Annotated in this window: 21 protein-coding genes; 5 read left to right on the top strand and 16 right to left on the bottom strand. The window is 63.7% G+C overall.

Annotation, left to right across the window (positions count from 1 at the left end):
- Nucleotide 1: 1 nt before the first annotated feature.
- From AC56LU_RS13610 to AC56LU_RS13565, 10 genes are all read right to left on the bottom strand, one after another.
- Nucleotides 2–634 (bottom strand): MlaC/ttg2D family ABC transporter substrate-binding protein, encoded by a 633-nt coding sequence (locus AC56LU_RS13610; RefSeq protein ID WP_497176140.1) that lies wholly within the window; start codon nucleotides 632–634, stop codon nucleotides 2–4.
- A 107-nt stretch (nucleotides 635–741) separates the two neighbouring features.
- Complete coding sequence (locus AC56LU_RS13605) at nucleotides 742–1,560, bottom strand: MlaA family lipoprotein (protein WP_497176139.1); 819 nt, start codon at nucleotides 1,558–1,560, stop codon at nucleotides 742–744.
- Nucleotides 1,557–2,030, bottom strand: a complete 474-nt coding sequence (mlaD, locus tag AC56LU_RS13600; RefSeq protein ID WP_497176138.1) for an outer membrane lipid asymmetry maintenance protein MlaD — start codon at nucleotides 2,028–2,030, stop codon at nucleotides 1,557–1,559. Before mlaD ends, AC56LU_RS13605 begins: the two co-directional genes overlap by 4 nt.
- Nucleotides 2,031–2,083: 53 nt before the next feature.
- Nucleotides 2,084–2,866 (bottom strand): lipid asymmetry maintenance ABC transporter permease subunit MlaE, encoded by a 783-nt coding sequence (mlaE, locus tag AC56LU_RS13595; RefSeq protein WP_497176268.1) that lies wholly within the window; start codon nucleotides 2,864–2,866, stop codon nucleotides 2,084–2,086.
- Nucleotides 2,866–3,669: an ABC transporter ATP-binding protein gene (locus AC56LU_RS13590; protein WP_497176137.1), complete on the bottom strand. Its 804-nt coding sequence runs from the start codon at nucleotides 3,667–3,669 to the stop codon at nucleotides 2,866–2,868. The genes mlaE and AC56LU_RS13590 overlap by 1 nt, the downstream gene beginning before the upstream one ends.
- A gap of 444 nt (nucleotides 3,670–4,113) precedes the next feature.
- Nucleotides 4,114–5,577, bottom strand: a complete 1,464-nt coding sequence (locus tag AC56LU_RS13585) for a glutamate synthase subunit beta (RefSeq protein WP_497176136.1) — start codon at nucleotides 5,575–5,577, stop codon at nucleotides 4,114–4,116.
- A 31-nt stretch (nucleotides 5,578–5,608) separates the two neighbouring features.
- Nucleotides 5,609–10,336, bottom strand: coding sequence for a glutamate synthase-related protein (locus tag AC56LU_RS13580; protein ID WP_497176135.1), 4,728 nt, complete (start codon nucleotides 10,334–10,336; stop codon nucleotides 5,609–5,611).
- A gap of 323 nt (nucleotides 10,337–10,659) precedes the next feature.
- Nucleotides 10,660–11,370 carry a transposase gene (locus AC56LU_RS13575; RefSeq protein ID WP_497176134.1) on the bottom strand — a complete coding sequence of 237 codons (711 nt, stop codon included), beginning with the start codon at nucleotides 11,368–11,370 and terminating at the stop codon, nucleotides 10,660–10,662.
- Between the two features lie 119 nt (nucleotides 11,371–11,489).
- Complete coding sequence (locus AC56LU_RS13570; protein WP_497176133.1) at nucleotides 11,490–12,170, bottom strand: response regulator transcription factor; 681 nt, start codon at nucleotides 12,168–12,170, stop codon at nucleotides 11,490–11,492.
- A 12-nt stretch (nucleotides 12,171–12,182) separates the two neighbouring features.
- Nucleotides 12,183–13,271, bottom strand: a complete 1,089-nt coding sequence (locus AC56LU_RS13565) for a PAS domain-containing sensor histidine kinase (RefSeq protein WP_497176132.1) — start codon at nucleotides 13,269–13,271, stop codon at nucleotides 12,183–12,185.
- A gap of 221 nt (nucleotides 13,272–13,492) precedes the next feature.
- Here AC56LU_RS13565 and AC56LU_RS13560 point away from each other — a divergent pair, with 221 nt between their 5' ends.
- Nucleotides 13,493–13,741, top strand: coding sequence for a DUF3297 family protein (locus AC56LU_RS13560; RefSeq protein ID WP_497176131.1), 249 nt, complete (start codon nucleotides 13,493–13,495; stop codon nucleotides 13,739–13,741).
- A gap of 247 nt (nucleotides 13,742–13,988) precedes the next feature.
- On the opposite strand, the gene AC56LU_RS13555 is transcribed toward AC56LU_RS13560, so the two are convergent.
- A complete protein-coding gene (locus AC56LU_RS13555; protein ID WP_497176130.1) occupies nucleotides 13,989–17,111 on the bottom strand; it encodes a DEAD/DEAH box helicase in 3,123 nt (1,040 codons plus the stop codon).
- Between the two features lie 284 nt (nucleotides 17,112–17,395).
- Here AC56LU_RS13555 and AC56LU_RS13550 point away from each other — a divergent pair, with 284 nt between their 5' ends.
- Nucleotides 17,396–19,759 (top strand): Tex family protein, encoded by a 2,364-nt coding sequence (locus tag AC56LU_RS13550; protein ID WP_497176129.1) that lies wholly within the window; start codon nucleotides 17,396–17,398, stop codon nucleotides 19,757–19,759.
- Nucleotides 19,760–19,763: 4 nt separating this feature from the next.
- Here the strand turns inward: AC56LU_RS13550 and AC56LU_RS13545 are convergent, their stop codons facing one another.
- Entirely contained in the window at nucleotides 19,764–20,051 is a 288-nt protein-coding gene (locus AC56LU_RS13545) for a hypothetical protein (RefSeq protein WP_497176128.1), read from the bottom strand.
- A gap of 55 nt (nucleotides 20,052–20,106) precedes the next feature.
- Nucleotides 20,107–20,415 (bottom strand): hypothetical protein, encoded by a 309-nt coding sequence (locus tag AC56LU_RS13540; protein ID WP_497176127.1) that lies wholly within the window; start codon nucleotides 20,413–20,415, stop codon nucleotides 20,107–20,109.
- A gap of 153 nt (nucleotides 20,416–20,568) precedes the next feature.
- Here AC56LU_RS13540 and grxD point away from each other — a divergent pair, with 153 nt between their 5' ends.
- Together grxD and AC56LU_RS13530 are read left to right on the top strand one after the other, a co-directional pair.
- Nucleotides 20,569–20,883 carry a Grx4 family monothiol glutaredoxin gene (gene grxD / locus AC56LU_RS13535; protein WP_497176126.1) on the top strand — a complete coding sequence of 105 codons (315 nt, stop codon included), beginning with the start codon at nucleotides 20,569–20,571 and terminating at the stop codon, nucleotides 20,881–20,883.
- 2 nt (nucleotides 20,884–20,885) lie between these two features.
- A complete protein-coding gene (locus AC56LU_RS13530; protein ID WP_497176125.1) occupies nucleotides 20,886–21,479 on the top strand; it encodes a UbiX family flavin prenyltransferase in 594 nt (197 codons plus the stop codon).
- Nucleotides 21,480–21,502: 23 nt separating this feature from the next.
- Here the strand turns inward: AC56LU_RS13530 and AC56LU_RS13525 are convergent, their stop codons facing one another.
- The 3 genes from AC56LU_RS13525 to AC56LU_RS13515 form a co-directional block, all read right to left on the bottom strand.
- A complete protein-coding gene (locus AC56LU_RS13525) occupies nucleotides 21,503–21,676 on the bottom strand; it encodes a hypothetical protein (protein WP_497176124.1) in 174 nt (57 codons plus the stop codon).
- 118 nt (nucleotides 21,677–21,794) lie between these two features.
- Nucleotides 21,795–22,214 (bottom strand): hypothetical protein, encoded by a 420-nt coding sequence (locus tag AC56LU_RS13520; RefSeq protein ID WP_497176123.1) that lies wholly within the window; start codon nucleotides 22,212–22,214, stop codon nucleotides 21,795–21,797.
- A 271-nt stretch (nucleotides 22,215–22,485) separates the two neighbouring features.
- Nucleotides 22,486–23,538: an MBL fold metallo-hydrolase gene (locus tag AC56LU_RS13515; protein WP_497176122.1), complete on the bottom strand. Its 1,053-nt coding sequence runs from the start codon at nucleotides 23,536–23,538 to the stop codon at nucleotides 22,486–22,488.
- A 126-nt stretch (nucleotides 23,539–23,664) separates the two neighbouring features.
- Here AC56LU_RS13515 and AC56LU_RS13510 point away from each other — a divergent pair, with 126 nt between their 5' ends.
- On the top strand, nucleotides 23,665–24,066 hold the full coding sequence (locus tag AC56LU_RS13510) for a MerR family transcriptional regulator (protein WP_497176121.1): 402 nt from the start codon (nucleotides 23,665–23,667) through the stop codon (nucleotides 24,064–24,066).
- Nucleotides 24,067–24,147: the final 81 nt, after the last annotated feature.

Genomic DNA, 24,147 nt, shown 5'->3' with positions numbered 1-24,147 from the left:
GTTACTTCGGCGCCTTCAGGGGGCGGGCGGCCAGTTGCTGGTTACGCTCGGCCAGCTTCTTGATCAGGCCATCGATGCCGCCCTTGTTGATTTCGCTGGAGAAGGTGCTCTTGTAGGTCTCGACCAGCCATGCACCCAGCACGTTGATGTCATAGATCTTCCAGCCCTGCGGGCCGTTGGCCAGGCGGTAGTTCAGGGTGATCGGCTCGCCGCGGGTGACGTTCACTTGCGAACGCACTTCGACGTCGCTGGCGCCGGCTTCCGCGCGCATCGGCTTGAACTCGACGGTTTCATTCTTGATGGTCGACAGCGCACCCGAGTAGGTGTAGACCAGCAGGGTCGTGAATTCCTTGGTCAGCGCTTTCTGCTGTTCCGGGGTGGCCTGGCGCCAGAAGCGGCCGGCCGCCTGCTGGGTCATTTTTTCGGCGTCGACGTGCGGCAGGATCTTGGAATTGACCAGGTCCATGATCTTGTTGCGGTTGCCGGCCTGGATGTCCTTGTCGGCTTTGACGGTGTCGATGACGTCGGCGCTGATGCGCTTGACCAGCGCGTCCGGGGCTTCGGCAGCGATGGCCGAGGTGGCAAAGGCGACGGTGGCGCTTGCTGCTGCGATCAGTTGGATGATGGGTTTCATGTGTCGGTTTCCTTGTTTTGTGGGGCCCGCCGTGCCGCATGGCCGGCGGGACATCCCCTGTTAACTCTTCTTCTTGCCTACGGATGACGTCGGTATGTAAGGACTTGTTACAAGGGGTTATCACTTCGCGGCGTATCGGTGGCCTGGCTGGCTTTGCCGGCCGGGTCGGCGGCCGGTTCCGCGTTGCTGGTGGCAGCTTCCGCCGGATCGCCGGAGTGCTCTTCCGGAGCGCGCGGGACGTTGCCGTCGTACACCTGGCTCTGGCGGCGCTGCATGTAGCCGTCGCGAATGAATTCGTAGCGGTCCAGCGCGGCGTCGTCCAGCAGGTTGCCCGCATCCAGCAGGGTAGCGCGTTTATCGACCACGCGCACGGCGGCGCCGATGTTGCGCCAGTTGGCCGGCTCCTTGTACTTCCAGATATCGCCGCCGAAATCGGCCGGCAGCGCGGCGGTGTCACGCACCGTCGATGGGCCCAGGATCGGCAACATCACGAAGGGGCCGCTTGGAACGCCCCAGACGCCCAGGGTCTGGCCGAAGTCTTCATTGTGCTTCTGGATCCCGGCTTCCGACGCGATGTCGAGCAGGCCGAAGATGCCGAAGGTCGAGTTCACCGCAACCCGGGTGACGTCGCCCATGCCGTTCTCGACCTTGCCTTGCAGCAGGTTGTTCACCGCGCTCCATGCGTCGGACAGGTTGCCGAAGAAATTGTTCACGCCGGTCTGCACGAAGCCCGGCGTCACCTTCTTGTAGGCGGTGGCGGTCGGCTTCAGGACGGTACGGTCGACCGCATCGTTGAACGTGTAGACAGCGCGGTTATAGCCTTCGAGCGGATCCTGTGGGTTCTGCGTCGTGGCGCAGCCGGTCAGCAGCAGCGCGGCGGCGATTGCTGCCAGGCCGTGCACGCGGGGGTATGGCAAGTGTTTCATTCACTACCTTCCTTTCCTTCAGCGGCCTTGCTATAGATAAATTGGTTAATCAGGTCTTCGAGCACCGTCGCCGATTGGGTACGGTTGATGCGGTCGCCCTCGACCAGGTTCTGGGTGTCGCCACCCGGTTCGATGCCGATGTACTGCTCGCCTAGCAGGCCAGAGGTCAGGATCTTCAACGAACTGTCTTTAGGGAATTTATAGCCTGGCTCCATATCGAGGCGCACGAGCGCCTGGAAGGTCTTGTCGTCGAAGGTGATTTCACCCACGCGGCCGACCACCACGCCGGCGCTCTTCACCGGCGCCTGCGGCTTGAGGCCGCCGATGTTGTCGAACTTGCCGGTGACGGCGTAGGTCTTGCTGAACGAGATCGTGCTCATGTTGCCTGCCTGCAGGGCCAGGAACAGGAGCGAGGCCATGCCCAGCAGGACAAACAGGCCAACCCAGACGTCGATAGTTTTGCGGTGCATACGAATACCCTAGTAGATCTTGATTAGTTGTCTAGCAATTACTTATTGAACACTCATTTGTTGAACATGAGTGCGGTCAGGATGAAGTCCAGGCCCCAGACCAGCAGCGACGCGATGACGACGGTGCGCGTGGTGGCGCGCGACACGTCTTCCGGGGTCGGCTTGGTCTGGTAACCCTGGAACAGCGCCGTGAACGTCACCGCGATACCGAAGATAAAGCTTTTGAGTACACCGTTCAGTACGTCAGCACGCACATCCACGCCGGACTGCATCTGCGACCAGAAGGCCCCTTCGTCCACGCCGATCAGCTGCACGCCGACCAGGTAGCCGCCGAACACGCCCACGGCCGAGAAGATGGCGGCCAGGATCGGCATGGCGATCACGCCGCCCCAGAAACGCGGCGCCAGCACGCGCTGGACCGGATTGATTGCCATCATTTCCATGGCGGACAGCTGCTCGCCGGCCTTCATCAGGCCGATCTGGGCGGTGAGCGAGGTACCGGCGCGGCCGGCGAACAGCAGCGCGGTGACCACCGGCCCGAGTTCGCGCACCAGGGCCAGGGCCACCACCTGGCCCAGCGCCTGCTCGGCGCCGTACTGGTTGAGCGTGTAATAACCCTGCAGGCCAAGCACCATGCCGACGAACAGGCCGGACACGATGATGATCACCAGCGAGTAGTTGCCGATGAAGTGGATCTGCTCCGAGATCAGGGACGGGCGCCGGAACGCGCCGGGCGTCACGCCGAGCAGGTTGAAGAAGGCGCGGGTGGCGAAGCCGACGCTGGCGATGGCTTCGCGCACGTTGCGGCCAATGGTTTCCAGCAGGCGCGTGATCATCATTTGCGCACTCCCAGGCCGAGGTCGTCGGCCAGCGACTTGCCCGGATAGTGGAAGGGCACCGGGCCATCCGGCGCGGCATTGACGAACTGCTTCACGTAGGGGTCTTCCGAGACGCGCAGGTCGTCCGGCGTGCCTTCGGCAACAATTTTGCCCGCCGACATGAAATAAATGTAATCGGCGATCGCGAAGCACTCGTGCACGTCGTGCGACACCAGGATCGAGGTCGAGCCGAGCGCGTCGTTCAGGTTGCGGATCAGGTTGGCGGTGACGCCCATCGAGATCGGATCGAGGCCGGCAAAGGGCTCGTCGTACATGATCAGTTCCGGGTCGAGCGCCACGGCGCGGGCCACGGCAACCCGGCGCGCCATGCCGCCCGAGATCTCGGCCGGCTTCAGGCGGTGCGCATTGCGCAGGCCGACGGCGTTCAGTTTCATGAGCACCAGGTCGCGGATCAGCTCTTCCGGCAGGTCGGTGTGCTCGCGCAGCGGGAAGGCGACGTTGTCGAACACCGACAGGTCGGTGAACAGGGCGCCGAACTGGAACAGCATGCCCATGCGGCGGCGCAGCCGGTACAGGCCTTCGGTATTGAGCTGGTGCACGACTTCGCCGCCCACGCGCACTTCGCCGCGCTGCGGACGGATCTGGCCACCAATAAGCTTCAGGACCGTGGTCTTGCCACAGCCCGAACCGCCCATGACGGCCACGAGCTTACCGCGCGGGAAGTCCATGCGCAGGTTCGACAGGATGGAACGCTCTCCGTACGCAAAGTGCAGATCGCGGATTTCGACTAGGTTGGACACAGCGTGATTAATATTTGGGTAATCCGTTATTGTAGTGCAGAAAGCTTAAGCCCCGCTTGCGCTGCCCCATTTCGGGCCGCCGCCGCGACGCGCTGTTGCAACAAAACTAACCGATGAGTCAGATATTCCCGCTTCTAAGATGCTGTTTTTTAAGGGATATGTATAACTAACAAAACCCCAAATATTGAATATAATCAACTAATTCCGCAAAGCAACGCTACATACATTTGTGAATGTATCCATTCGTGCAAATATAATTTTGTGTCGACTGATGCACTGCAATAAGACCTAGCGTACGGACATTGCCCATCTATATGTCGTGCGGGCACGCACATAAGTGTGTCGGTAAGCGGTAAATACTGCTTGTCTGTTGGACCATATCCACAGTATTCCCTGACGACCAAAAAAAAGCGGCCGAAGCCGCTTTTGTCCCGGTATTGCGCCTTACCGCGGCAGCACCGAACTTCCCATCAGGAACTCGTCCACCGCGCGGGCGCATTGACGGCCCTCGCGGATCGCCCACACCACCAGCGACTGGCCGCGGCGCATGTCGCCGGCTGCGAAGACGTTCGGCTTCGAGGTCTGGTACGACTTGTCGCCCTCGGTGGCGGCGCGTGCGTTGCCGCGCGCATCCTTCTGTACGCCGAAGGCATCCAGCACGTTCTGCACCGGCGACACGAAGCCCATTGCCAGGAAGACCAGGTCGGCCTTCATGTCGAATTCCGAATCCGGCACCTCGACCATCTTGCCGTCTTTCCACTCGACGCGGCAGGCGACCAGCTTCTCGACCTTGCCGCCCTTGCCTTCCAGGCGCTTGGTGGCGACTGCCCAGTCGCGCTGGCAGCCTTCCTCATGCGAGGACGAGGTGCGCAGGCGGGTCGGCCAGTAGGGCCAGACCAGCGGCTTGTTTTCCTGCTCGGGCGGCATCGGCATCAGTTCGAACTGGGTTACGGACGCTGCGCCATGGCGGTTCGAGGTGCCCACGCAGTCGGAACCGGTGTCGCCGCCGCCGATCACGACCACGTGCTTGGCAGTGGCCTTGATCTGGTCCTTCAGCTTGTCGCCGGCGTTGACCCGGTTCTGCTGCGGCAGGAAGTCCATCGCGAAGTGCACGCCCTTCAGGTCACGCCCCGGGACCGGCAGGTCGCGCGGCTGCTCGGCGCCGCCGGCCAGGACCACGGCGTCGAAGTCCTTTTCCAGGTCTTCCGGGAAGATGGTGTCGCGCGCCATGTTGCTGACGGTGGCAGGGAAATCCTTGCCGATCAGGACGCTGGTGCGGAACACCACGCCTTCCGCCTTCATTTGCTCGACGCGGCGGTCAATCAGGTCCTTCTCCATCTTGAAGTCGGGGATCCCGTAGCGCAGCAGGCCGCCGAGGCGGTCGCTCTTCTCGAACACCGTCACATCGTGGCCGGCGCGCGCCAGCTGCTGGGCGGCGGCCAGGCCGGCCGGGCCGGAGCCGACCACGGCGACCTTCTTGCCGGTTTTGTTGGCGGCCGGCTGCGGCACGATCCAGCCGTGCTCCCAGCCGGCGTCGGCGATCTTGCGCTCGATCGACTTGATGCCGACCGGCTCGTCGTTGATGCCGAGCGTGCAGGCCGATTCGCAGGGCGCCGGGCAGATGCGGCCGGTGAACTCGGGGAAGTTGTTGGTCGAATGGAGGTTCTCGACGGCCGCACGGTAGTTGCCGTGATAGACGAGGTCGTTCCAGTCCGGGATCTGGTTGTTGACCGGGCAGCCCGTGTTACAGAACGGGATGCCGCAATCCATGCAGCGCGCGCCCTGGACCTTGGCCTGGCCGTCGGTCAGGGTCAGCACGAATTCCTTGTAGTTCTTGACGCGATCTAGCGGCTCGAGGTGACCCTCTTCCTGCCGTTCGAATTCCATGAAGCCGGTGATTTTGCCCACGTTGTATTTTCCTTATTTCCGATTAGTAGCGTTAGGCGGCCAGCTCGATCTTGTCGTTCGCTTCTTCCATGCTCGAGTTGTGCATCTCCTCGAGCGCGCGCTTGTAGTCGGTCGGGAAGACCTTGACGAACTTGGTGCGGCTGTTGGCCCAGTCATCCAGCAGGTTGCGCGCGCGGGTCGAGCCCGTGTGCTTGAAGTGACGCTCGATCAGGCGGCGCAGGATGGTTTCGTCCGACTCGCGCTCGCCGTTGCGGACCTGGCTGTGCCAGCCGGCCTGGCCTTCCTGGCCCTGCTGCTTGGTACTCAAGACCGGTTCCAGGTTCACCATCGTGGTGTTGCACTTGCCTTCGAATTCGCCCTTCGGGTCGTACACGTAGGCGACGCCGCCCGACATGCCCGCCGCGAAGTTGCGGCCGGTCTCGCCCAGCACCACGACCGTACCGCCGGTCATGTATTCGCAACCGTGGTCGCCGCAGCCTTCGACCACCGCGACGGCGCCCGAGTTACGCACGGCGAAGCGCTCGCCGGCCACGCCGTTGAAGAAGGCTTCGCCGGAAATCGCGCCATACATCACGGTGTTGCCGACAATGATGTTGTCCACCGCCCAGCCGCGGAACTCGGTGTTCGGACGCACGATGATGCGGCCGCCGGACAGGCCCTTGCCGACGTAGTCGTTGCCTTCGCCGACCAGGTCGATCGTGATGCCCGCCGCCAGGAAGGCCGCGGCCGACTGGCCCGCGGTGCCCTGCAACTGGATGTGGATGGTGTCGTCCGGCAGGCCAGCGTGGCCGTAGCGCTTGGCCACTTCACCCGACAGCATGGTGCCCACGGTGCGGTTCAGGTTGCGCACCGGCGAGATGAAGGACACGCGTTCGCCCTTCTCCAGCGCGGCCTTGGCTTGCGCGATCAGCTTGTGGTCCAGCGCCTTGTCCAGGCCATGGTCCTGGCCGTCGGTGTGGAACAGGGCGCGCGGCGACTCGACCTTCGGCTGGTAGAAGATGTTCGAGAAGTCCAGGCCCTGCGCCTTCCAGTGGCCGACCGCCTTGGCCTTGTCGAGCAGGTCGGTGCGGCCGATCAGTTCGTCCCAGCTGCGGATGCCCAGCTGCGCCATCAGCTGGCGCGCTTCTTCGGCCACGAAGAAGAAGTAGTTCACCACGTGTTCCGGCTTGCCCTGGAACTTGGCGCGCAGGACCGGGTCCTGGGTTGCGACGCCGACCGGGCAGGTGTTCAGGTGGCACTTGCGCATCATGATGCAGCCTTCGACCACCAGCGGTGCGGTCGCAAAACCGATTTCGTCGGCGCCCAGCATGGCGGCAACCACCACGTCGCGGCCGGTACGCATCTGGCCGTCGGCCTGCACGCGAATGCGGCTGCGCAGGCCGTTCAGCACCAGGGTTTGCTGGGTTTCCGCGAGACCCAACTCCCACGGGGTGCCGGCATGCTTGACCGAGGACAGCGGCGAGGCGCCGGTGCCGCCGTCGTGGCCGGCGACCACCACGTGGTCGGCCTTGGCCTTCGACACACCCGCGGCGACGGTGCCGATGCCGACTTCCGACACCAGCTTGACCGAAATCGAGGCGTTCGGATTGGCGTTCTTGAGGTCGTGGATCAGCTGCGCCAGGTCTTCGATCGAATAGATGTCGTGGTGCGGCGGCGGCGAGATCAGGCCCACGCCTGGCACCGACACGCGCAGGCTGGCGATGTACTCGCTCACCTTGTGGCCCGGCAGCTGGCCGCCTTCGCCCGGCTTGGCGCCTTGCGCCATCTTGATCTGGATCTGATCGGCCGATGCCAGGTACTCGGCGGAGACGCCGAAGCGGCCCGACGCCACCTGCTTGATCTTCGAGCGCAGCGAGTCGCCCTCTTCCAGCGGGATGTCGGCCACCACGCGGTCCGAGCCCAGGATCGAGGCCAGGGTCTCGCCCTTGGCGATCTTGATGCCCTTGAACTCGCCCATGTAGCGGCGCGGGTCTTCGCCGCCTTCGCCGGTGTTCGACTTGCCGCCGATGCGGTTCATGGCGATGGCCAGCGTGGCGTGCGCCTCGGTCGAGATCGAGCCGAGCGACATCGCGCCGGTAGCGAAGCGCTTGACGATCTCCTTGGCCGGCTCGACTTCTTCCAGCGGGATGGCTTTCGACGGGTCGATCTTGAACTCGAACAGGCCGCGCAGGGTCAGGTGGCGGCGGCTCTGGTCGTTGATGATCTGCGCGTATTCCTTGTAGGTGCTGAAGTTGTTGGCGCGGGTCGAGTGCTGCAGCTTGGCGATCGCGTCCGGGGTCCACAGGTGGTCCTCGCCACGCACGCGGAAGGCATATTCGCCGCCGGCGTCGAGCGCGTTGGCCAGCACCGGGTCGGCGCCGAAGGCCAGCGAATGCAGGCGCAGCGCCTCTTCCGCCACTTCGAACAGGCCGATGCCTTCGACGGTGGACGAGGTGCCGCGGAAGTACTTGTCGACCAGCGACTTGTTCAGGCCCACGGCCTCGAAGATCTGCGCGCCGCAATAGGACATGTAGGTGGAAATGCCCATCTTGGACATCACCTTCATCAGGCCCTTGCCGACCGCTTTCGTGTAGTTGTAGATCGCCTTCTCGGCATCCATCTCGTGCGGCAGGTTATGCGCCAGCTCGCTGAGCGTTTCCAGGGCCAGGTAAGGGTGCACGGCTTCCGCGCCGTAGCCGGCCAGCAGGGCGAAGTGGTGGGTCTCGCGGGCCGAGCCGGTTTCGACCACCAGGCCGGTGGAAGCGCGCAGGCCGCGGCCGACCAGGTGCTGGTGGATGGTCGAGGTGGCGAGCAGCGCCGGGATCGCGACCTGTTCGCCGGACATGTTGCGGTCCGAGACGATCAGGATGTTGTGGCCCGACTTCACCGCATCGACGGCTTCCGCGCACAGCGAAGCCAGCGACGCTTCGATGCCTTCCTTGCCCCAGGCTACGGGATAGCAGATGTTCAGCTCGTACGACTTGAACTTGCCGCCGGTGTGCGAGCTGATGCCGCGCAGGCGCGCCATGTCGTCGAAGCCCAGGACCGGCTGCGACACTTCCAGGCGCATCGGCGGGTTGACGTTGTTGGTGTCCAGCAGGTTCGGCTTCGGACCGATGAAGGAGACCAGCGACATGACCATGCTTTCGCGGATCGGGTCGATCGGCGGGTTGGTCACCTGCGCGAACAGCTGCTTGAAGTAGTTATACAGCGGCTTGAGCTTGTTCGACATGACCGCCAGCGGAGAGTCGTTGCCCATCGAGCCGGTGGCTTCCTCGCCCAGCACCGCCATCGGCGCCATCAGGAACTTGAGGTCTTCCTGGGTGTAGCCGAAGGCTTGCTGGCGGTCCAGCAGCGGAATCGCGACCTTCTCGCCTTGTGCTGGCTGGTCTTTCGTACGGTTCTGCGCCAGCTGCGATTCGGACAGCTTGATTTCGTTGAGCTTGATGCGCACCGACTTGATCCAGGCTTTATAGGGCTTGGCGTTCGAGTAGGTGTCCTTCAGCTCCTTGTCGTCGATGATGCGGCCGGCTTCCAGGTCGATCAGGAACATCTTGCCCGGCTGGAGGCGCCACTTCTTGACGATGCGCGATTCCGGAATCGGCAGCACGCCGGATTCTGAGGCCATGACCACCAGGTCGTCCTCGGTGATCACGTAGCGCGCCGGGCGCAGGCCGTTGCGGTCCAGGGTGCCGCCGATGTGGCGGCCGTCGGTGAAGGCCATGGCGGCAGGGCCGTCCCACGGTTCCATCATCGCGGCGTGGTATTCGTAGAAGGCGCGGCGGTTGTCGTCCATCGAGGTGTGGTTTTCCCAGGCTTCCGGGATCATCATCATCATCGCCTGGGCGACCGGATAGCCGGCCATCACCAGCAGTTCCAGCGCATTGTCGAAGCAGGCGGTGTCGGACTGGCCTTCGTAGATCAGCGGGAAGAGTTTGCCCAGGTCGTCGCCCAGCACGGCGGACTTGAGCATGCCTTCGCGGGCGCGGGTCCAGTTGAAGTTGCCCTTGACGGTGTTGATCTCGCCGTTGTGCGCGATCAGGCGGTAAGGGTGGGCCAGCGGCCATTCCGGGAAGGTGTTGGTCGAGAAGCGCTGGTGCACCAGCGACAGCGCCGAGATGCAGCGCGGATCCTGCAGGTCCTTGTAGTAGACGCCGACCTGGTCGGCCAGCAGCAGGCCCTTATAGACGATGGTGCGGGCCGACATCGAGGGTACGAAGAACTCCTTGCCGTGCAGGAGTTTCAGGGCCTGGATCGCGTGGCCGGACGACTTGCGGATGACGTAGAGCTTACGCTCGAGCGCGTCGGTCACCATGATGTCCGGGCCGCGGCCGATGAAGATCTGGCGGATCACCGGCTCTTTCGCTTTCACGAAGGGCGACATCGGCATGGTCTCGTCGACCGGCACGTTACGCCAGCCGAGCACGACCTGGCCTTCGATGCGCACGGCGCGCTCGATTTCCTGTTCGCAGGCGATGCGCGAAGCGTGTTCTTTCGGCAGGAACACCATGCCGACGCCATATTCGCCGGGCGGCGGCAGTTCGACGCCCTGCTTGGCCATCTCGTCGCGGAAATACTGGTCCGGGATCTGGATCAGGATGCCGGCGCCGTCGCCCATCAGGGCATCGGCGCCGACCGCGCCGCGGTGGTCCAGGTTCTTCAGGATCTGCAGACCCTGCTCGATGATCGAGTGGCTCTTGTTGCCCTTGATATGGGCGATGAAACCGACACCACAGGCATCGTGTTCATTGGCGGGATCGTACAAACCTTGGGCAATCATGAGGCAATCTCCACAGCTTAATCGAGGGTTGAAAATCGAGAATAGTGCAATGCAGCAGAACTCGCAAGCCCAATAATTAGGGTCAGAGTCGAATTGTTTGACAACTTTTTAAACTTGCGTTTAATTAGGGACAGAGTCATACGCGCGCGTCGGAAGCTGCCCTTTTTATCGCTAAGCGATTGATTTTCTTGGATAAGTAACGTGCTGCATTGAAGCCCGGCGCCGGGCCGGGAGTTCACAATGCGATGGATTGGCCGTGTTAATACAGGCGCTGGATAAAAAAAGGGCACGAATAATCGTGCCCTTGATCGATTGGTGATTGCTTATGCTTGCTGAAGCGGCGGAATCGGCTCCCTGAACGGCCGCCCACGCTTGGCCGGCAGGATCTGCCGCTTGGTGCGGCGCTCCAGTTCGGCCTTGAATGCATCCGAACCCAGCGGCTGGTTCTTCAGCACCGAGGTGGTGACGAAGTCGACTTCGTCCTGGGGGATGCCCTGCATGACCAGTTCGGTATACGCGACTTCGCGCTGGAAGGGCGTATTCCCCATGCCCCAGTAGAGCAGGTGATCGGTGACCAGGCCGTCCGCGCGCACGCCGGTGTGATGGGCGTAGCTCGACCAGGGATAGTCCAGCGGCGCCGCTGCCAGACCGGCGCGCACCGGATTGAGTTCGATGTAGCGGCTGCAGGCCAGGAAATAATGCTCGGTGTCGATCAGCGAGGTGCGGAAACGCCCTTCGAACAGGCCGCCGCTGCGCTCGTACTTGTTATTGAACCAGGGGACGTAGAAGCGGCCGACCTTTTGCATCATCAGCGCCAGGCCGGACTCGTTGGAAGGCGTTGCCAGCAGGTGGAGGTGGTTGGGCATCAGCACATAGGCGTGGATGGCCACCTCGTAGAAGCGTGCCGCTTCTTTCAGCCAGGCGAGGAAGTGCCGGTAATCGGCCTCGTCGCGGAAGATCGGTTGGCGGTTGTTGCCGCGCTGGATGACGTGGTGCGGCTGGTTCGGGATGATGAGTCGGGGAAGGCGTGCCATGGCGTGCTCAAAAGTCGAGCAAGCATTTTAGCCGAGAAATTTGACTCTGTCCCCAATTAATCGCAAGCCGGCCGAAAATACGGCTGACTCTGTCCCTGATTAAGCGTGCCGGAGGCGGATCAGGCGAGGGTGAAGCCGGCGGACAGGCTGTAGCCTTCGCCGTAGGCGCTGCGCAGGGGCAAGTCCTGGCCGAGGCCGGAGCGGGCTTTCTTGCGCAGGCGGTAGACCAGCATGTCGACCCGGCGGCTGGCGTCCGGGTCTTCGCCGCCCATGCCGGCCACGATCACCTGGCGCGGTACCGGACGGGTATTGATGGTCAGGAGGTGCAGGAAATTGCACTCCTTTTCGGTCAGGTCGATCATCTTGCCGGCCAGCTCGAGCTGGCGCGCGCTGACGCGCAAGGTCCACTTGCTCGGCGCCGGCGCCGGGTCGGCCGGACGCACGCGGCGGTCCAGCGCTTCGATGTGCGCCGCCAGTTCGGGGAACTTGATCGGCTTGGTCAGGTAATGGTCGGCCCCCAGGCGCAAGCCGAGGATGCGGTGGTCGAACGCGACCCGGCCGGTGAGGACCAGCAGCCCGATCTCGGGATACAGCTGGCGCATCCGTGGAATGACGTTGAAACCGTCTTCATCCGGCAGGCCGAGGTCGAGCACGACGACCGCTGCCGGCGTGCGCGTCAGCGCCGCCCACATCTCGCTCGCGGTCTTGGCGATCGTGACGTCGTGGTCGAGCTCGCGCAGGAACTCGGCCATGTCGTCGGCGTACTCGCCATTGTCTTCAACAATCAGTATCTGCGTCATGGATTGGCCATGTTAATGATCGGTCCGATTATCACTGTTGGGAGAGGATGAGGCAAGTCGTTGTTGCCCGCTAATATCCATGGCGGGTAGCCAGAGCTTGAATTCTGCACCATCCCTCGTGTTTCCCAGTTTCAGCATGCCGCCGTGGACGTCGACGATCGAACGCGCCAGGTACAGGCCGAGGCCGCTGCCCGGCAGGCCGGCGGCATTGCTGCCGCGGTAGCCCTTGTCGAAGATGTGCGCGGCGTCCTCCGGCGGCACGCCGCCGCCTTCGTTGCGCACCGTGAATTCGACCCCGCTGCCGCTGCGGCGTGCGCCCAAGGCCACCCTGGAACCGGCCGGCGAAAACAGCAGCGCATTGTCGACCAGGACCTTGAGCGCCAGCCGTAATCCTTCCGGCTCGCCGCGCAGTCCCAGCGTCAGTTCTTCGGCTTCTACCTGCGCCTGGCGACCCGCCTCGCGCAGCTGTTTCACGCCCTCTGCCAGCAGTTCGCGCGCGGCGATCGTGTTCGGTTGGCGCACCTTGCCGATCGCGGCCAGGCGATCCGGCGATAAATATTCATCCAGCATGGCGATCAGGCGATCGGTCGCGGCCGCGATCTTGCGGTAGCGCTGGCGCACCGGCTCTTCCGCATGCGACGAAGTCGCCTCCAGCCGCTGGATCGCGCCGTCGATGGTCGCCAGCGGCGTGCGGAATTCGTGGTTCAGCATGCTCGCGAAGCGGCGCTGGTCGGCCAGGTGGGCACGCTGGGCCGACAGGTCGCGCAGCAGTCCCACCAGCGAGCAGCTGCCATCCTCGTTGCGCACCACCGTGGCGATAGCCTGCAGCCCGACCGGGTGACCCTCCGCATTGCGCACGTCGACTTCCTGCACGCGGCGCTCCCCTGGCCGGATGCCGCCACAGGAAGCGAGATGCATGCCGAGTGCCCCCAGCGCTTCGTGCGCGCCGCTGCCCGCGATCGCTTCCTGCAGCGCCCCGGCATCCATGCCCAGCAGTGCGGAAAATGCCGGGCTCAGGTAGCGCAGCCGGTGCGACGGCAGGTCGATGCTGAAGGCGATGTCGCCGGCGATTTCGGCGATGGTGCGGAAGTGGAGGTCCATGCCAACATGGGAATCAGCAGCCGTGCAACGGGTCATCGGGCACTTCCTGTCATTAATGAGACAATGGATATTGTCATCCACCTTGTTGTTCAGTATATCGTTGGTCTTGCCTATTTGTATATACGCGTCGGCCGCCCGGCCCTGGGGGAGACGCCCGCATCGTCTGCCGTCGCGATGAAAAATGCGCCACGCCGCGCGCACTTGGTGGATAATTCGCGTCTATGAACGATACCGCTACCCTCCCCCCACTTCCGGACCGGCTCTCGATCGACCCGAGCAGCCCTTTTCATCACCGCGACGTTTTCCAGCACGACATCGGCATCCGCTTCAACGACAAGGATCGCCACGACGTGGAAGAGTATTGCATCAGCGAAGGCTGGATCAAGGTCGCCGCCGGCCGCACGCTCGATCGAAGGGGCAAGCCGATGCTGATCAAGCTGAAGGGCAAGGTCGAGGCGTTTTACAAGTAAAACTTCGGGTGTGCATGAATGACGAACGGGACGCATGCGTCCCGTTTTTCGTAGGGTGGGCGGCTATACCCGTGAATGCGATTCGCCTGCGCCGTGGATGCCGCCCGCGCGTTCAACTATACGGTGATGAAACGCGGATCGTCCATTTGACGCTGGTTGAACGCGTGGGCAGGAAACCTGCCCACCCTACGAAAAACGCGGCGCTGGCTAATGCCAAGCGCCGCGTTTTTATCAACCACGCTGAAATTTAGTCTTCCAGCGGCGCGAAGATCGCTTGCAGGTCTTCCTGCGTCAGCGCCATCTTCTGCGATTCGCCTTCGGACAGGATCGACGCCGCCAGCTCCGACTTTTTCTGCTGCAGCAGCTGGATCTTTTCTTCCAGCGTGCCCTTGGCGATCAGCTTATAGACGAACACCGGTTTATCCTGCCCGATGCGCCAGGCGCGGTCGGTGGCCTGGTTTTCGGCCGCCGGGTTCCACCACGGGTCGTAGTGGATCACGGTGTCGGCCGCGGTGAGATTGAGGCCGACGCCGCCGGCCTTCAGGCTGATCAGGAAGATCGGCACCGCGCCCTGCTGGAAGGCGGCCACCTGGGCCGACCGGTCGCGCGTTTCGCCGGTGAGCAGGGCGTAGCGGATGCCACGCGCGGCGAGTTCTTCCTCGATGAGGGCCAGCATGCTGGTGAACTGCGAGAACACGAGGATCTTGCGGCCTTCCTGCAGCAGGTCTTCGACCATCTGCATCAGGTCGAGCAGCTTGGCCGACACCGCCGACGTGTTCTTCTTGCCCGGCATGGCCTTCACCAGGCGCGGGTCGCAGCAGACCTGGCGCAGCTTGAGCAGGGCTTCGAGGATGACGATCTGGCTGCGCGCCACGCCCTTGCGGTCAATCTCGTCGCGCACCTTCTTGTCCATCGCCAGGCGCACGGTTTCGTACAGGTCGCGCTGCGGGCCGGACAGCTCGATGCGGCGCACCATCTCGGTCTTTTCCGGCAGTTCCTTGGCCACGTGGTCCTTGGTCCGGCGCAGCAGGAAAGGCTTGATGCGACGGCTCAGCAGGATGCGGCGCACCGCGTCGTCCTGGCGTTCGATCGGGTGGCGGAACTGGCTGTTGAAGGTTTTTTCGTCGCCCAGCAGGCCCGGCAGCAGGAAGTGGAACTGCGACCACAGCTCGCCCAGGTGGTTCTCGAGCGGCGTGCCGGACAGGCACAGGCGGTGGTTGGCATTGAGCGAGCCGGCCGTCTGCGCCGCCTTGGAGCGGGTGTTCTTGATGTAGTGCGATTCGTCGAGGATCACCAGGTGATAGTGGTGCTCGCGCAGCTTTTCCTCGTCGCGCGGCAGCAGTGCGTAGGTGGTCAGCACGATGTCGGCGCTGTCGATCTGGTCGAACAGGTCCATGCGCTCCTTGCCCTGCAGGAGCAGTACCTTCAGGCTCGGCGCGAAACGCGCTGCTTCGTCGAACCAGTTCGTCATGAGGCTGGTCGGCGCGATCACCAGGGCCGGGCTGGTCAGGCGGCCCGCTTCTTTCTCGATGAGGATGTGCGCCAGGGTCTGCACGGTTTTGCCGAGGCCCATATCGTCGGCCAGGATACCGCCGAGGTCGTACTCGCGCAGGAACTGCATCCACGACAGGCCGTCGAGCTGGTAGTCGCGCAGCGTGGCCTGCAGGCCGGCCGGCGGCTCGACCTTCTTGACCGCACCGAACTGGCTCAGCTTGCGGCCGGTTTCGCGCAGGCGCTCGCCGCCGGTCCAGCGCAGCTCGAGGCCGCGCGCCAGGTCTTCGAGGCGCGCCGCGTCCAGCGTCGACAGGCGCATGCGCGCCTTGATCTTGTCATTGAAGTACAGCTCGCCAAGCGTGGCGAGGATCGGCTTGAGGCGGCCCCACGGCAGCGCCACACGCACGCCGTCGGGCAAGGTGGCCAGCATCTGGTCGGCTTCGGCATGGGCGGCCAGCACGGCCGGGTCGAAATCGCCCGGGGCGCTGCGGATCAGCTGCACCAGCACCGGCAGCAGCGGCACGCGCTTGCGCGCCACGATAATGCCCAGTTCCAGTTCGAACCAGGCATTGCCCGCCTCGGCCGGTTCGTCGATGTCGGCATACCAGTCTTCGACCGCCACCACGTCGTAACGGTACTTGGCCGACTTCTGCACGTGCCAGCCGGCGTCGGACAGCGCATCGAGGTCGTTCTCGGCGAAGCGCAGCCAGTGCGCCTGGCTGTCCAGCGCCAGCGCGCCGGCCATGGCGTTGAACGGCGCGGTTGCCGGCTTGCGGAAACCGATTTCATTCAGTTTGTTCAGCGCCGCGGCTTCGGCCTTCGGGTCGCGTTCGATGACTTCGGTGACGTCGCCGATCTGGCGTACCACGCGCTGCGCCGGGTCGAAGGACACGCGCTGGCCGTCGTAGTCGTAGGCCAGCACGGCGAAGTCGTGCCAGCGCGCTGTGCCGCCGTCGGCCATCTGCACCGATTCGAGCAGCAGGTGCGGTATTGGTTTGACGTCATTGCGCAGGCGCTGGGTGAGCGGCTGCGGCAGCGGCATGAGCTGCTGCAGGCCGTGCGCCAGCAGCAGCTGCGAGACGCGCTTCTTGTCGGTGCCGGTGAGCGCCGGGGCCTGGGCCACCAGGGCCTGCAGTTCGGCCAGCGAGATGTCGATGCCGCCGCGATTCAGTTCGAGCGGGCCGATCGACAGGTTGTCGATATACCACGGCGGGTCGGTCGGCAGCATGTAGTCGATCTGGTCGGCCGCGCTGTGGGTGGCGCCCTTGGCCGGTTCCACCGACCATCCGAGCTTGGCCACGCGGCCCTCGTCGCGCCATGCCAGGCTCGCAAGCCGGGTCGGGCCGCCCTGCAGCGGATAGACCAGGCCATTGGCCATGTCGGACCACGAGTTCGCCCACAGCAGCTTGCCTTGTTCAAGCAGCATCTCCAGCAGGATGGCCCCCACTTTGCCTTTCGGTTCGGTGGCGCTGGTGCCCTGGGCCGAACCGCTGCGCATCGCGATGAAGAAGCGCACCAGGTCGACGTCGTCGCCTTCCAGGTAAGCGGGAGGCGCCGACAGCAGCGAGAACACTTCGCTCACCGGGCTGGCCGCGGCGACGTCGCCGTTCGGGCGCAGGCGCGCCTTGCACAGGCAGATGGCGACATGGCGCCCGCCGCTGGTCGGGGCCATCACGTAGACGAACTTGTATTGCACCGCCTTCGGATCGGCGACCTCGTCGGTCAGTTTGGGCTGCGGGTGCGCCGCCGCTTCGACCCTTTGCAGCCAGCTCACCACCGGCGCGGGCAGGGCGGGAGCGCGTGCGGGAGCGCGGGCGACCGCAGGTGCTGCGGGTGCGTCGGTGGCGTTCTCGCGGTGATCATCGACTGTGTGCATGGGTCTCGTGTGTCAGTATTAAAAACGACAATAAAGAACATTATCCTTCATACGGACGCTTCCGTTTTGTTCGGAATCGCACGTAGCGGACAAAACTTGTCCGCCGCCTTGGCCTGCACCTTGTTCGTGCATGCGCCGCGCGCACGCCGCGTCTTCGTGGATTGACGCGTGCAGCCGACTGTTCTCGCATGTTCAAGTGACGCTGTCAAGACTGGCGTATCCCCTGCGTTTGCGTATCATTGTTTGCTTGACCTTTTAGAGACACACGTGTCCTGCTCCGCACCATGCTGCCATCCATCGAACAACGCCTCGCCCTCGAACTGTCCGCCAAACCGGCCCAGGTAGCCGCCGCCGTCGCCCTGCTCGACGAAGGCGCCACCGTGCCCTTCATCGCGCGCTACCGTAAGGAAGCCACCGGCGGACTCGACGACATCCAGCTGCGGCTCCTGGAAGAGCGCCTGCGCTATCTGCGCGAGCTCGAAGACCGGCGCACGTCGATCATCGCGTCGATCACTGAGCAGAACAAGATGACGCCGGAGCTGCTCGACGCGATTGCGCATGCCGAGGACAAGACCCGCCTCGAAGACCTGTACCTGCCCTACAAGCAGAAGCGCCGTACCAAGGCGCAGATCGCGATCGAAGCCGGCCTGGCGCCGCTGGCCGACGCCCTGCTTGGCGATCCGTCGCTGAATCCGGACGAGCTGGCAGCGGGCTACCTGCGCGCGGCCTTCACCAACGCGGACGGCGGCGCCAACCCGGGCGTGCCGGATACCAAGGCCGCGCTCGACGGTGCGCGCCAGATACTGATGGAGCGCTTCGCCGAAGACGCGACCCTGGTGCGGTCGCTGCGCGAATACGTGCAGGAGCACGGCGTGGTCGAATCGAAGGTCGTCACCGGAAAAGAAGACGAGGGCGAGAAGTTCGCCGACTATTTCGATTATTCCGAAACCCTGTCCACCATCCCTTCGCACCGCGCGCTGGCCTTGATGCGTGGCCGCCGCGAGGGCGTGCTGGACGTGACCCTGCGTCTCGATTCGGAACCCGAAAAACCGAAGTGGGACGCGCCGCACAACCCTTGCGAAAGCCGCATCTGCGCCGCCTTCGGCATCAAGGGCGCGGGCCGGCCGGCCGACAAGTGGCTGCTGGACACCGCGCGCTGGACCTGGCGCGTGAAGAGCTTCATGTACATCGAGACCGAGCTGATGGGCGCGCTGCGCGAGAAGGCCGAACTCGATGCGATCGGGGTCTTCGCGCGCAACCTGAAGGCGCTGCTGCTGGCCGCGCCGGCCGGCCCGCGCGCCACCATGGGCCTCGACCCCGGCCTGCGCACCGGCGTGAAAGTGGCGGTGGTGGATGCCACCGGCAAGGTGGTCGACACCGCCACCGTCTACCCGCACCAGCCGCGCAACGACTGGGACGGCACCCTGCACACACTTGGCCAGCTGGCGGCGAAGCACAATGTGTCCTTGATCTCGATCGGCAACGGCACTGCCTCGCGCGAGACCGACAAGCTGGCCCAGGACCTGATCAAACAGCGCCCGGAACTCAAGCTGACCAAGATCGTCGTGTCGGAAGCCGGCGCTTCGGTGTACTCGGCCTCGGAATTCGCTTCGCGCGAACTGCCGGACCTGGACGTCTCGATCCGCGGCGCCGTGTCGATCGCACGCCGCCTGCAGGACCCGCTGGCCGAGCTGGTGAAGATCGACCCGAAGTCGATCGGCGTCGGCCAGTACCAGCACGACGTGTCGCAGACCCAGCTCGCGCGTTCGCTCGACGCCGTGGTGGAGGACTGCGTGAACGCGGTGGGCGTGGATGTGAACACCGCGTCGGCGCCGCTGCTGGCGCGCGTCTCGGGTTTATCGAGCAGCGTGGCGCAGAGCATCGTCAGCTACCGCGACATGAAGGGCGCGTTCGCCTCGCGCGCCGCGCTGAAGAAGGTGCCGCGCCTGGGCGACAAGACGTTCGAGCAGGCGGCAGGCTTCTTGCGCGTGATGAATGGCGAGAACCCGCTCGACGCCTCGGCGGTCCACCCCGAGTCGTATCCGGTGGTCGAAAAGATCCTCGGCGATATCAAGCGCGACATGAAGGCGGTGATCGGCGACAGTTCGCTCATCAAGTCGCTGAACCCGGCCAAGTATGCCGATGAAAAATTCGGCGTGCCGACAGTGACCGATATCTTGAAGGAACTGGAAAAGCCGGGCCGCGACCCGCGTCCGGAATTCACCACCGCCACCTTCAAGGAAGGCGTCGAAGCCATCTCCGACCTGCGCCCGGACATGATCCTGGAAGGCGTGGTCACCAACGTGGCGGCCTTCGGCGCCTTTGTCGACATCGGCGTGCACCAGGATGGCCTGGTGCACATCTCGGCGCTGTCCAACACCTTCGTCAAGGACCCGCATACCGTGGTCAAGGCCGGCCAGGTGGTGAAGGTGAAGGTGCTGGAAGTGGATCCCAAGCGCAAGCGCATCGCGCTCACCATGCGCCTGAGCGACACCGCGCCGCAACCGGGTGCGCAGCCGCAGCAGCGCGGCGACCGCGATGACCGCAAGCGCTTCAACCAGCACCAGCGCCAGGATCAACGCCAGGAGCGTCCGGCCCAGAATGCCGGAGGTGCGATGGCGGCGGCCTTCGCCAAGCTGAAGAAGTAAGGCCTCAGCCGGCGTGCTTGAGGTACAGCCCCACCATGTACACGCTCAGGAAGCCAAAGCCCGTCAGGATCATGCGCGATTGCGGCATGGCCGGGCGGCCGGTCTTGCGGATGGACAGCGCGTCGCGCACCAGCAGCAGGGCGTAGCCGAGCGCCGCCAGGCCGCAGATGATTTCACCGACGCCGCCGCGCATGGCGCCGCCGACGAGGTTGATCACGCCGGGAATGCCCAGCAGGGCGGCGATCAGGAAGTTGGTGGTGGCGCTGGGGCCGCGGCGGGGTGGCTGTTGCATGGCGAAGACCTGGAATGAAAGAAATCCGCGCGATCATACCGCAGTCAGGCCCGGCTCAGGCGTAGAGGCGCGCCGCGGCCGTGCCGACTTTCACCAGGAAACACAGGCCGAACAGGCCGAAGCAGGCGTAGCCGATGATGGTCGTGCGGGTCGAGGCGATATCGCTGCGGCGGCCGCGCCATGCCTGCACCGCGCAGTACAGCAGGAACAAACCGGTCAGCAGCTCGGCGACGTTGAGCATGACGTCTTCCGGCGGATCGTGGAGGATTCCGGTGAGATCAACCATGCCGGGGATGACGAACAGCGCCGTCATGATCCACAGCAGGGGCGAGGGCATGGAAGCAAAACCTCGGTAGTCGGTCATGATGACTTCCGTGTGAATGGCATGCGGACCATCATAGCGGCGATTTTCGGCAAAAAACGCGTGGATTGTCACAGTCAGGCCTACAGGCATGCCCGCCCTGCCGAATTCTTATAAAATGTCGGCATCTTATCCATTCCCACTGAAGGCACACACATGAGCGACGTTCAAACCTGGATCAAAGACACCGTGACCAACACCCCGGTCGTGCTGTTCATGAAGGGAACCGCCCAGTTCCCGCAATGCGGTTTCTCGGGCCGCGCCATCCAGATCCTGAAAGCCTGCGGCGTCGATAACATCGCCACCGTCAACGTGCTCGAGGACGCCGAAGTCCGCCAGGGCATCAAGGATTACTCGAACTGGCCGACCATCCCGCAGCTCTACGTGCGCGGCGAATTCATCGGCGGCTCCGACATCATGAACGAGATGTACGAATCGGGCGAACTGCTGACCCTGCTGAAGAACGGCTGATCATGGCCGAACGTCCACGCCGGATCATCGTCGCCATCACTGGCGCGACCGGCGCGACGTATGGCGTGCAGCTGCTGCGGCGGCTGCACGCGGCGCCCGGCGTCGAGACCCACCTGGTGGTGTCCGACGCCGCCGCCCTCACCCTGCACCAGGAACTCGGCCTGCAGCGGCGCGACGCCGAAGCACTGGCCCATGTCGTCCATCGCAACCGCGACATCGGCGCCTCGATCGCCAGCGGTTCATACCAAGCCGACGGCATGGTGATCGCACCCTGTTCGATGAAGACCCTGGCGGCGGTCGCCCATGGGCTGTCTGACAACCTGGTCACGCGTGCCGCGGATGTGATGCTGAAGGAAAGGCGCAGGCTGGTGCTGATGGTGCGCGAGACGCCGTTCAACCTGGCGCACCTGCGCAACATGACCGCCGTGACGGAAATGGGCGGCATCGTGTTTCCGCCCCTGCCGAGCTTTTATCATCGCCCGGCCACCATCGCAGAGATGGTCGAGCACACCGTCGACCGGGTGGTCGACCTGCTCGGGTTTGAAAACGCCCATGCCCCGCGCTGGGGCGGTATGAAAGACGCGCAGGACGTCTGAGTCCGAACGTCTGACGCTGCTTGTCAGCGCTTCTCGCCGTCGAACGGATCGTCGGCCTTCTTCGCCTCGCGTGCTTCTTCGATCATCCGCCGCCGGGCATTGCGTTCTCGCATGACCTCGGCATGGCGCGCCGCCGTCATTGGCGGTGCGGTCATCAGTTCCTTGAGCTGGGCGGTGTTGGCGTAATTGTTTCGCATACGGCGACTGCTCCTTGACGTGACCCAGTGACGGCGGATCCGCTCGCCACTGAAGTGATTATGAACCAGCTCCGGCATTTTGTGCGTTCCGGAGGTCACGAAAAGTGCAATTACGAAACTATTTTTGCTCGGGCTTCTGGTGATTCATTCTAACGAGCATGCGAATGAACTCGCGTGCGAGCTGGCGATGGTGCTCATCCAGGCGTTGCAAATCTGCAATAAGCTTGACGTCGGCGGATTCGAAACGGGCGCTGCCGCTATTTGCGTCGCTGCCGGCGGCCGCATGTTCGGCGCCACCGAAGCGTAACCAGTCGGCCGGCACGCCCAGCCACTGGGCGATCATGCGCAGCTTTTCCTGGGTAGGAATGGCTTCGCCGACCAGCCACTTGCGCGCGGCATGGACGGTGATTGGACGGCCTTCGAAACGGATGTTGAATTCCCTGGCGAGGCGGGTCGGACTATCGGGCGAGTAGTGGGCATTCTTCAGCGCCTGCTGCAGGCGCTCACTGAAGCTCTCCCGTTCATTGGTTGAATTCATTGCATTGCTTACTTTTTATGTGCGAACGGCCGATCTGGTCGGCCCGGCATCCTATTGTTGAGAAGCCCCAACGAACAATCATACCTTCAACAAGTAACAAAGATGTGATTATTTAATAGAATTTGCATGTTTTACGAATCGGAAATATTAACCCTAATTCCCCATTTGGGGAATTAAAAATATATCCTAAAGGAAAAAGTATGACATTGCCGCACGATTGCATGCAACAATTATACTTGCTGGTGAGCACCAGCCGGTAAGGAATGCGGGCTCAGGCGAGTCGGAAACGGATGATGCCGTCGCTGTCCCGGGTACGGCGCAGCATGCCGTCGCGCCATAGCTTATGCAGGTGGGCCAGGGCCTCGCCCAGAGCGAAACTCAGCTGGTGGGCGTCGAGCTGACGGCGGAACATCAGGGGCACGATATCCACTGCCGACTTCGGCTCGACGCAGGCAGCCAGCACCTCGGCCAGGCGCGCCGCATGGTGTTCCTCCAGCTGCTTGATACGCATATGCAGGCCGCGGAAGGGCTTGCCATGCGATGGCAGGACAAGCGTGTTCTCCGGCAATTTTGTGAACTTTTTCAGCGACTCCAGGTAGAGCTCGAGCGGGTTGCCTTCCGGCTCGACCGCGAACACCGACACGTTGGTCGAAATCCGCGGCAACACCATATCACCGGAAATCAGGACATTCAGTTCTTCGGAATACAGCGAGGCGTGTTCAGGCGAATGGCCAAAGCCCGTGATCACGCGCCAACCAATGCCGCCGACCCGGACCAGGTCGCCGTCCTGCAGGCGGGTATAGGCTTCCGGCACCGCCGGCACCAGCGAGGGATAGTAACTGCGGCGGCTGCGCATCTGCTCGAGCATGTCCGGGTCCACCAGGCCGTGGCGCTCGAAGTGCGGGATCGCCGACGGACCGTCGACGCCCGGCAGCGCCGCGGCCATCATGCGGGCGAAGGCGAATTCGCCGGTCGTGGTCACGAAGGGGGCGTCGAAGCGGCTGGCAAGCCAGCCGGACAGGCCAACGTGGTCCGGATGGCAATGGGTGGCGAACACGCGCAGCAGCGGCGCACCCTGCAGACCCTCGGCCAGCACCTGTTCCCAGGCCGCGCGGGTGGCGTCGGTACCGGCGCCGCAGTCGACCACGCTCCAGCCGCTGCGCCCGTCCAGTTCGTCCCGCAGCAGCCACAGGTTGATGTGGTCGAGCGCGAATGGCAGGGGCATGCGGATCCAGCACATACCCGGGGCCAGCTCCTGGACCATGCCGGGCGCCGGGATGGTGTCGCCTAAAGGGTAATCGAGCTGGGCTTCGAGCGGGTTCATGGAAAACTTTCGTATTCGTCGATAGGCGGGCACGCTACAATGCCATTAACGTTAACGTAAACGGAATGCGCAGGCATCGATTGTAAGCGATTCCGTCTTTTTGCTTTCCTGTACCCGTAGAGAACCATGGTCACCTACACCATTGCCGAACTGGCCCGCGAATTCGACATCACTGCCCGCGCCATCCGCTTCTATGAAGACCAGGGACTGCTCAGTCCCAAGCGCGAAGGCGTGGGCGGCCGCAGCCGCGTCTACACCCCGCGCGACCGCACCCGCCTGAAACTGACCCTGCGCGGCAAGCGCCTTGGCCTGACGCTGTCGGAAATCAAAAGCATCGTCGACATGTACGAGTCGCCCCGCGACACCGCCGCCCAGATCGACCGCTTCCTCGGCGTGCTGGCCCACCAGCGCGTGACCCTGGAACAGCAGCGCGCCGACATCGAGATGGCACTGGAAGAAATTTCTGCCCACGAGGAAGAATGCCGCCGCCTGCTGGCGGAAACCAGCGAGCGCCAGGACGCCGCCTGAGGCCAGCGCGGGGATTGCTGCCCCGCTTTTTTTCGCCATCTAGTTGACGTTTACGTTAACGTAAGAGGCGAGTATGATTCA

The organism is Telluria sp. PB2R4 (assembly GCF_059685695.1).
This window is presented reverse-complemented; position numbering and strand designations above follow the sequence as displayed.

Coding starts and splice junctions, on each gene's coding strand:
- AC56LU_RS13555 (WP_497176130.1), bottom strand. CDS start 17,111: ATGCACACAGTCGATGATCACCGCGAGAACGCCACCGACGCACCCGCA.
- AC56LU_RS13575 (WP_497176134.1), bottom strand. CDS start 11,370: ATGGCACGCCTTCCCCGACTCATCATCCCGAACCAGCCGCACCACGTC.
- AC56LU_RS13605 (WP_497176139.1), bottom strand. CDS start 1,560: ATGAAACACTTGCCATACCCCCGCGTGCACGGCCTGGCAGCAATCGCC.
- AC56LU_RS13580 (WP_497176135.1), bottom strand. CDS start 10,336: ATGATTGCCCAAGGTTTGTACGATCCCGCCAATGAACACGATGCCTGT.
- AC56LU_RS13515 (WP_497176122.1), bottom strand. CDS start 23,538: ATGAACCCGCTCGAAGCCCAGCTCGATTACCCTTTAGGCGACACCATC.
- AC56LU_RS13550 (WP_497176129.1), top strand. CDS start 17,396: ATGCTGCCATCCATCGAACAACGCCTCGCCCTCGAACTGTCCGCCAAA.
- AC56LU_RS13560 (WP_497176131.1), top strand. CDS start 13,493: ATGAACGATACCGCTACCCTCCCCCCACTTCCGGACCGGCTCTCGATC.
- mlaE (WP_497176268.1), bottom strand. CDS start 2,866: ATGATCACGCGCCTGCTGGAAACCATTGGCCGCAACGTGCGCGAAGCC.
- mlaD (WP_497176138.1), bottom strand. CDS start 2,030: ATGCACCGCAAAACTATCGACGTCTGGGTTGGCCTGTTTGTCCTGCTG.
- AC56LU_RS13570 (WP_497176133.1), bottom strand. CDS start 12,170: ATGACGCAGATACTGATTGTTGAAGACAATGGCGAGTACGCCGACGAC.
- AC56LU_RS13545 (WP_497176128.1), bottom strand. CDS start 20,051: ATGCAACAGCCACCCCGCCGCGGCCCCAGCGCCACCACCAACTTCCTG.
- AC56LU_RS13565 (WP_497176132.1), bottom strand. CDS start 13,271: ATGGACCTCCACTTCCGCACCATCGCCGAAATCGCCGGCGACATCGCC.
- grxD (WP_497176126.1), top strand. CDS start 20,569: ATGAGCGACGTTCAAACCTGGATCAAAGACACCGTGACCAACACCCCG.
- AC56LU_RS13540 (WP_497176127.1), bottom strand. CDS start 20,415: ATGACCGACTACCGAGGTTTTGCTTCCATGCCCTCGCCCCTGCTGTGG.
- AC56LU_RS13610 (WP_497176140.1), bottom strand. CDS start 634: ATGAAACCCATCATCCAACTGATCGCAGCAGCAAGCGCCACCGTCGCC.
- AC56LU_RS13530 (WP_497176125.1), top strand. CDS start 20,886: ATGGCCGAACGTCCACGCCGGATCATCGTCGCCATCACTGGCGCGACC.
- AC56LU_RS13525 (WP_497176124.1), bottom strand. CDS start 21,676: ATGCGAAACAATTACGCCAACACCGCCCAGCTCAAGGAACTGATGACC.
- AC56LU_RS13510 (WP_497176121.1), top strand. CDS start 23,665: ATGGTCACCTACACCATTGCCGAACTGGCCCGCGAATTCGACATCACT.
- AC56LU_RS13520 (WP_497176123.1), bottom strand. CDS start 22,214: ATGAATTCAACCAATGAACGGGAGAGCTTCAGTGAGCGCCTGCAGCAG.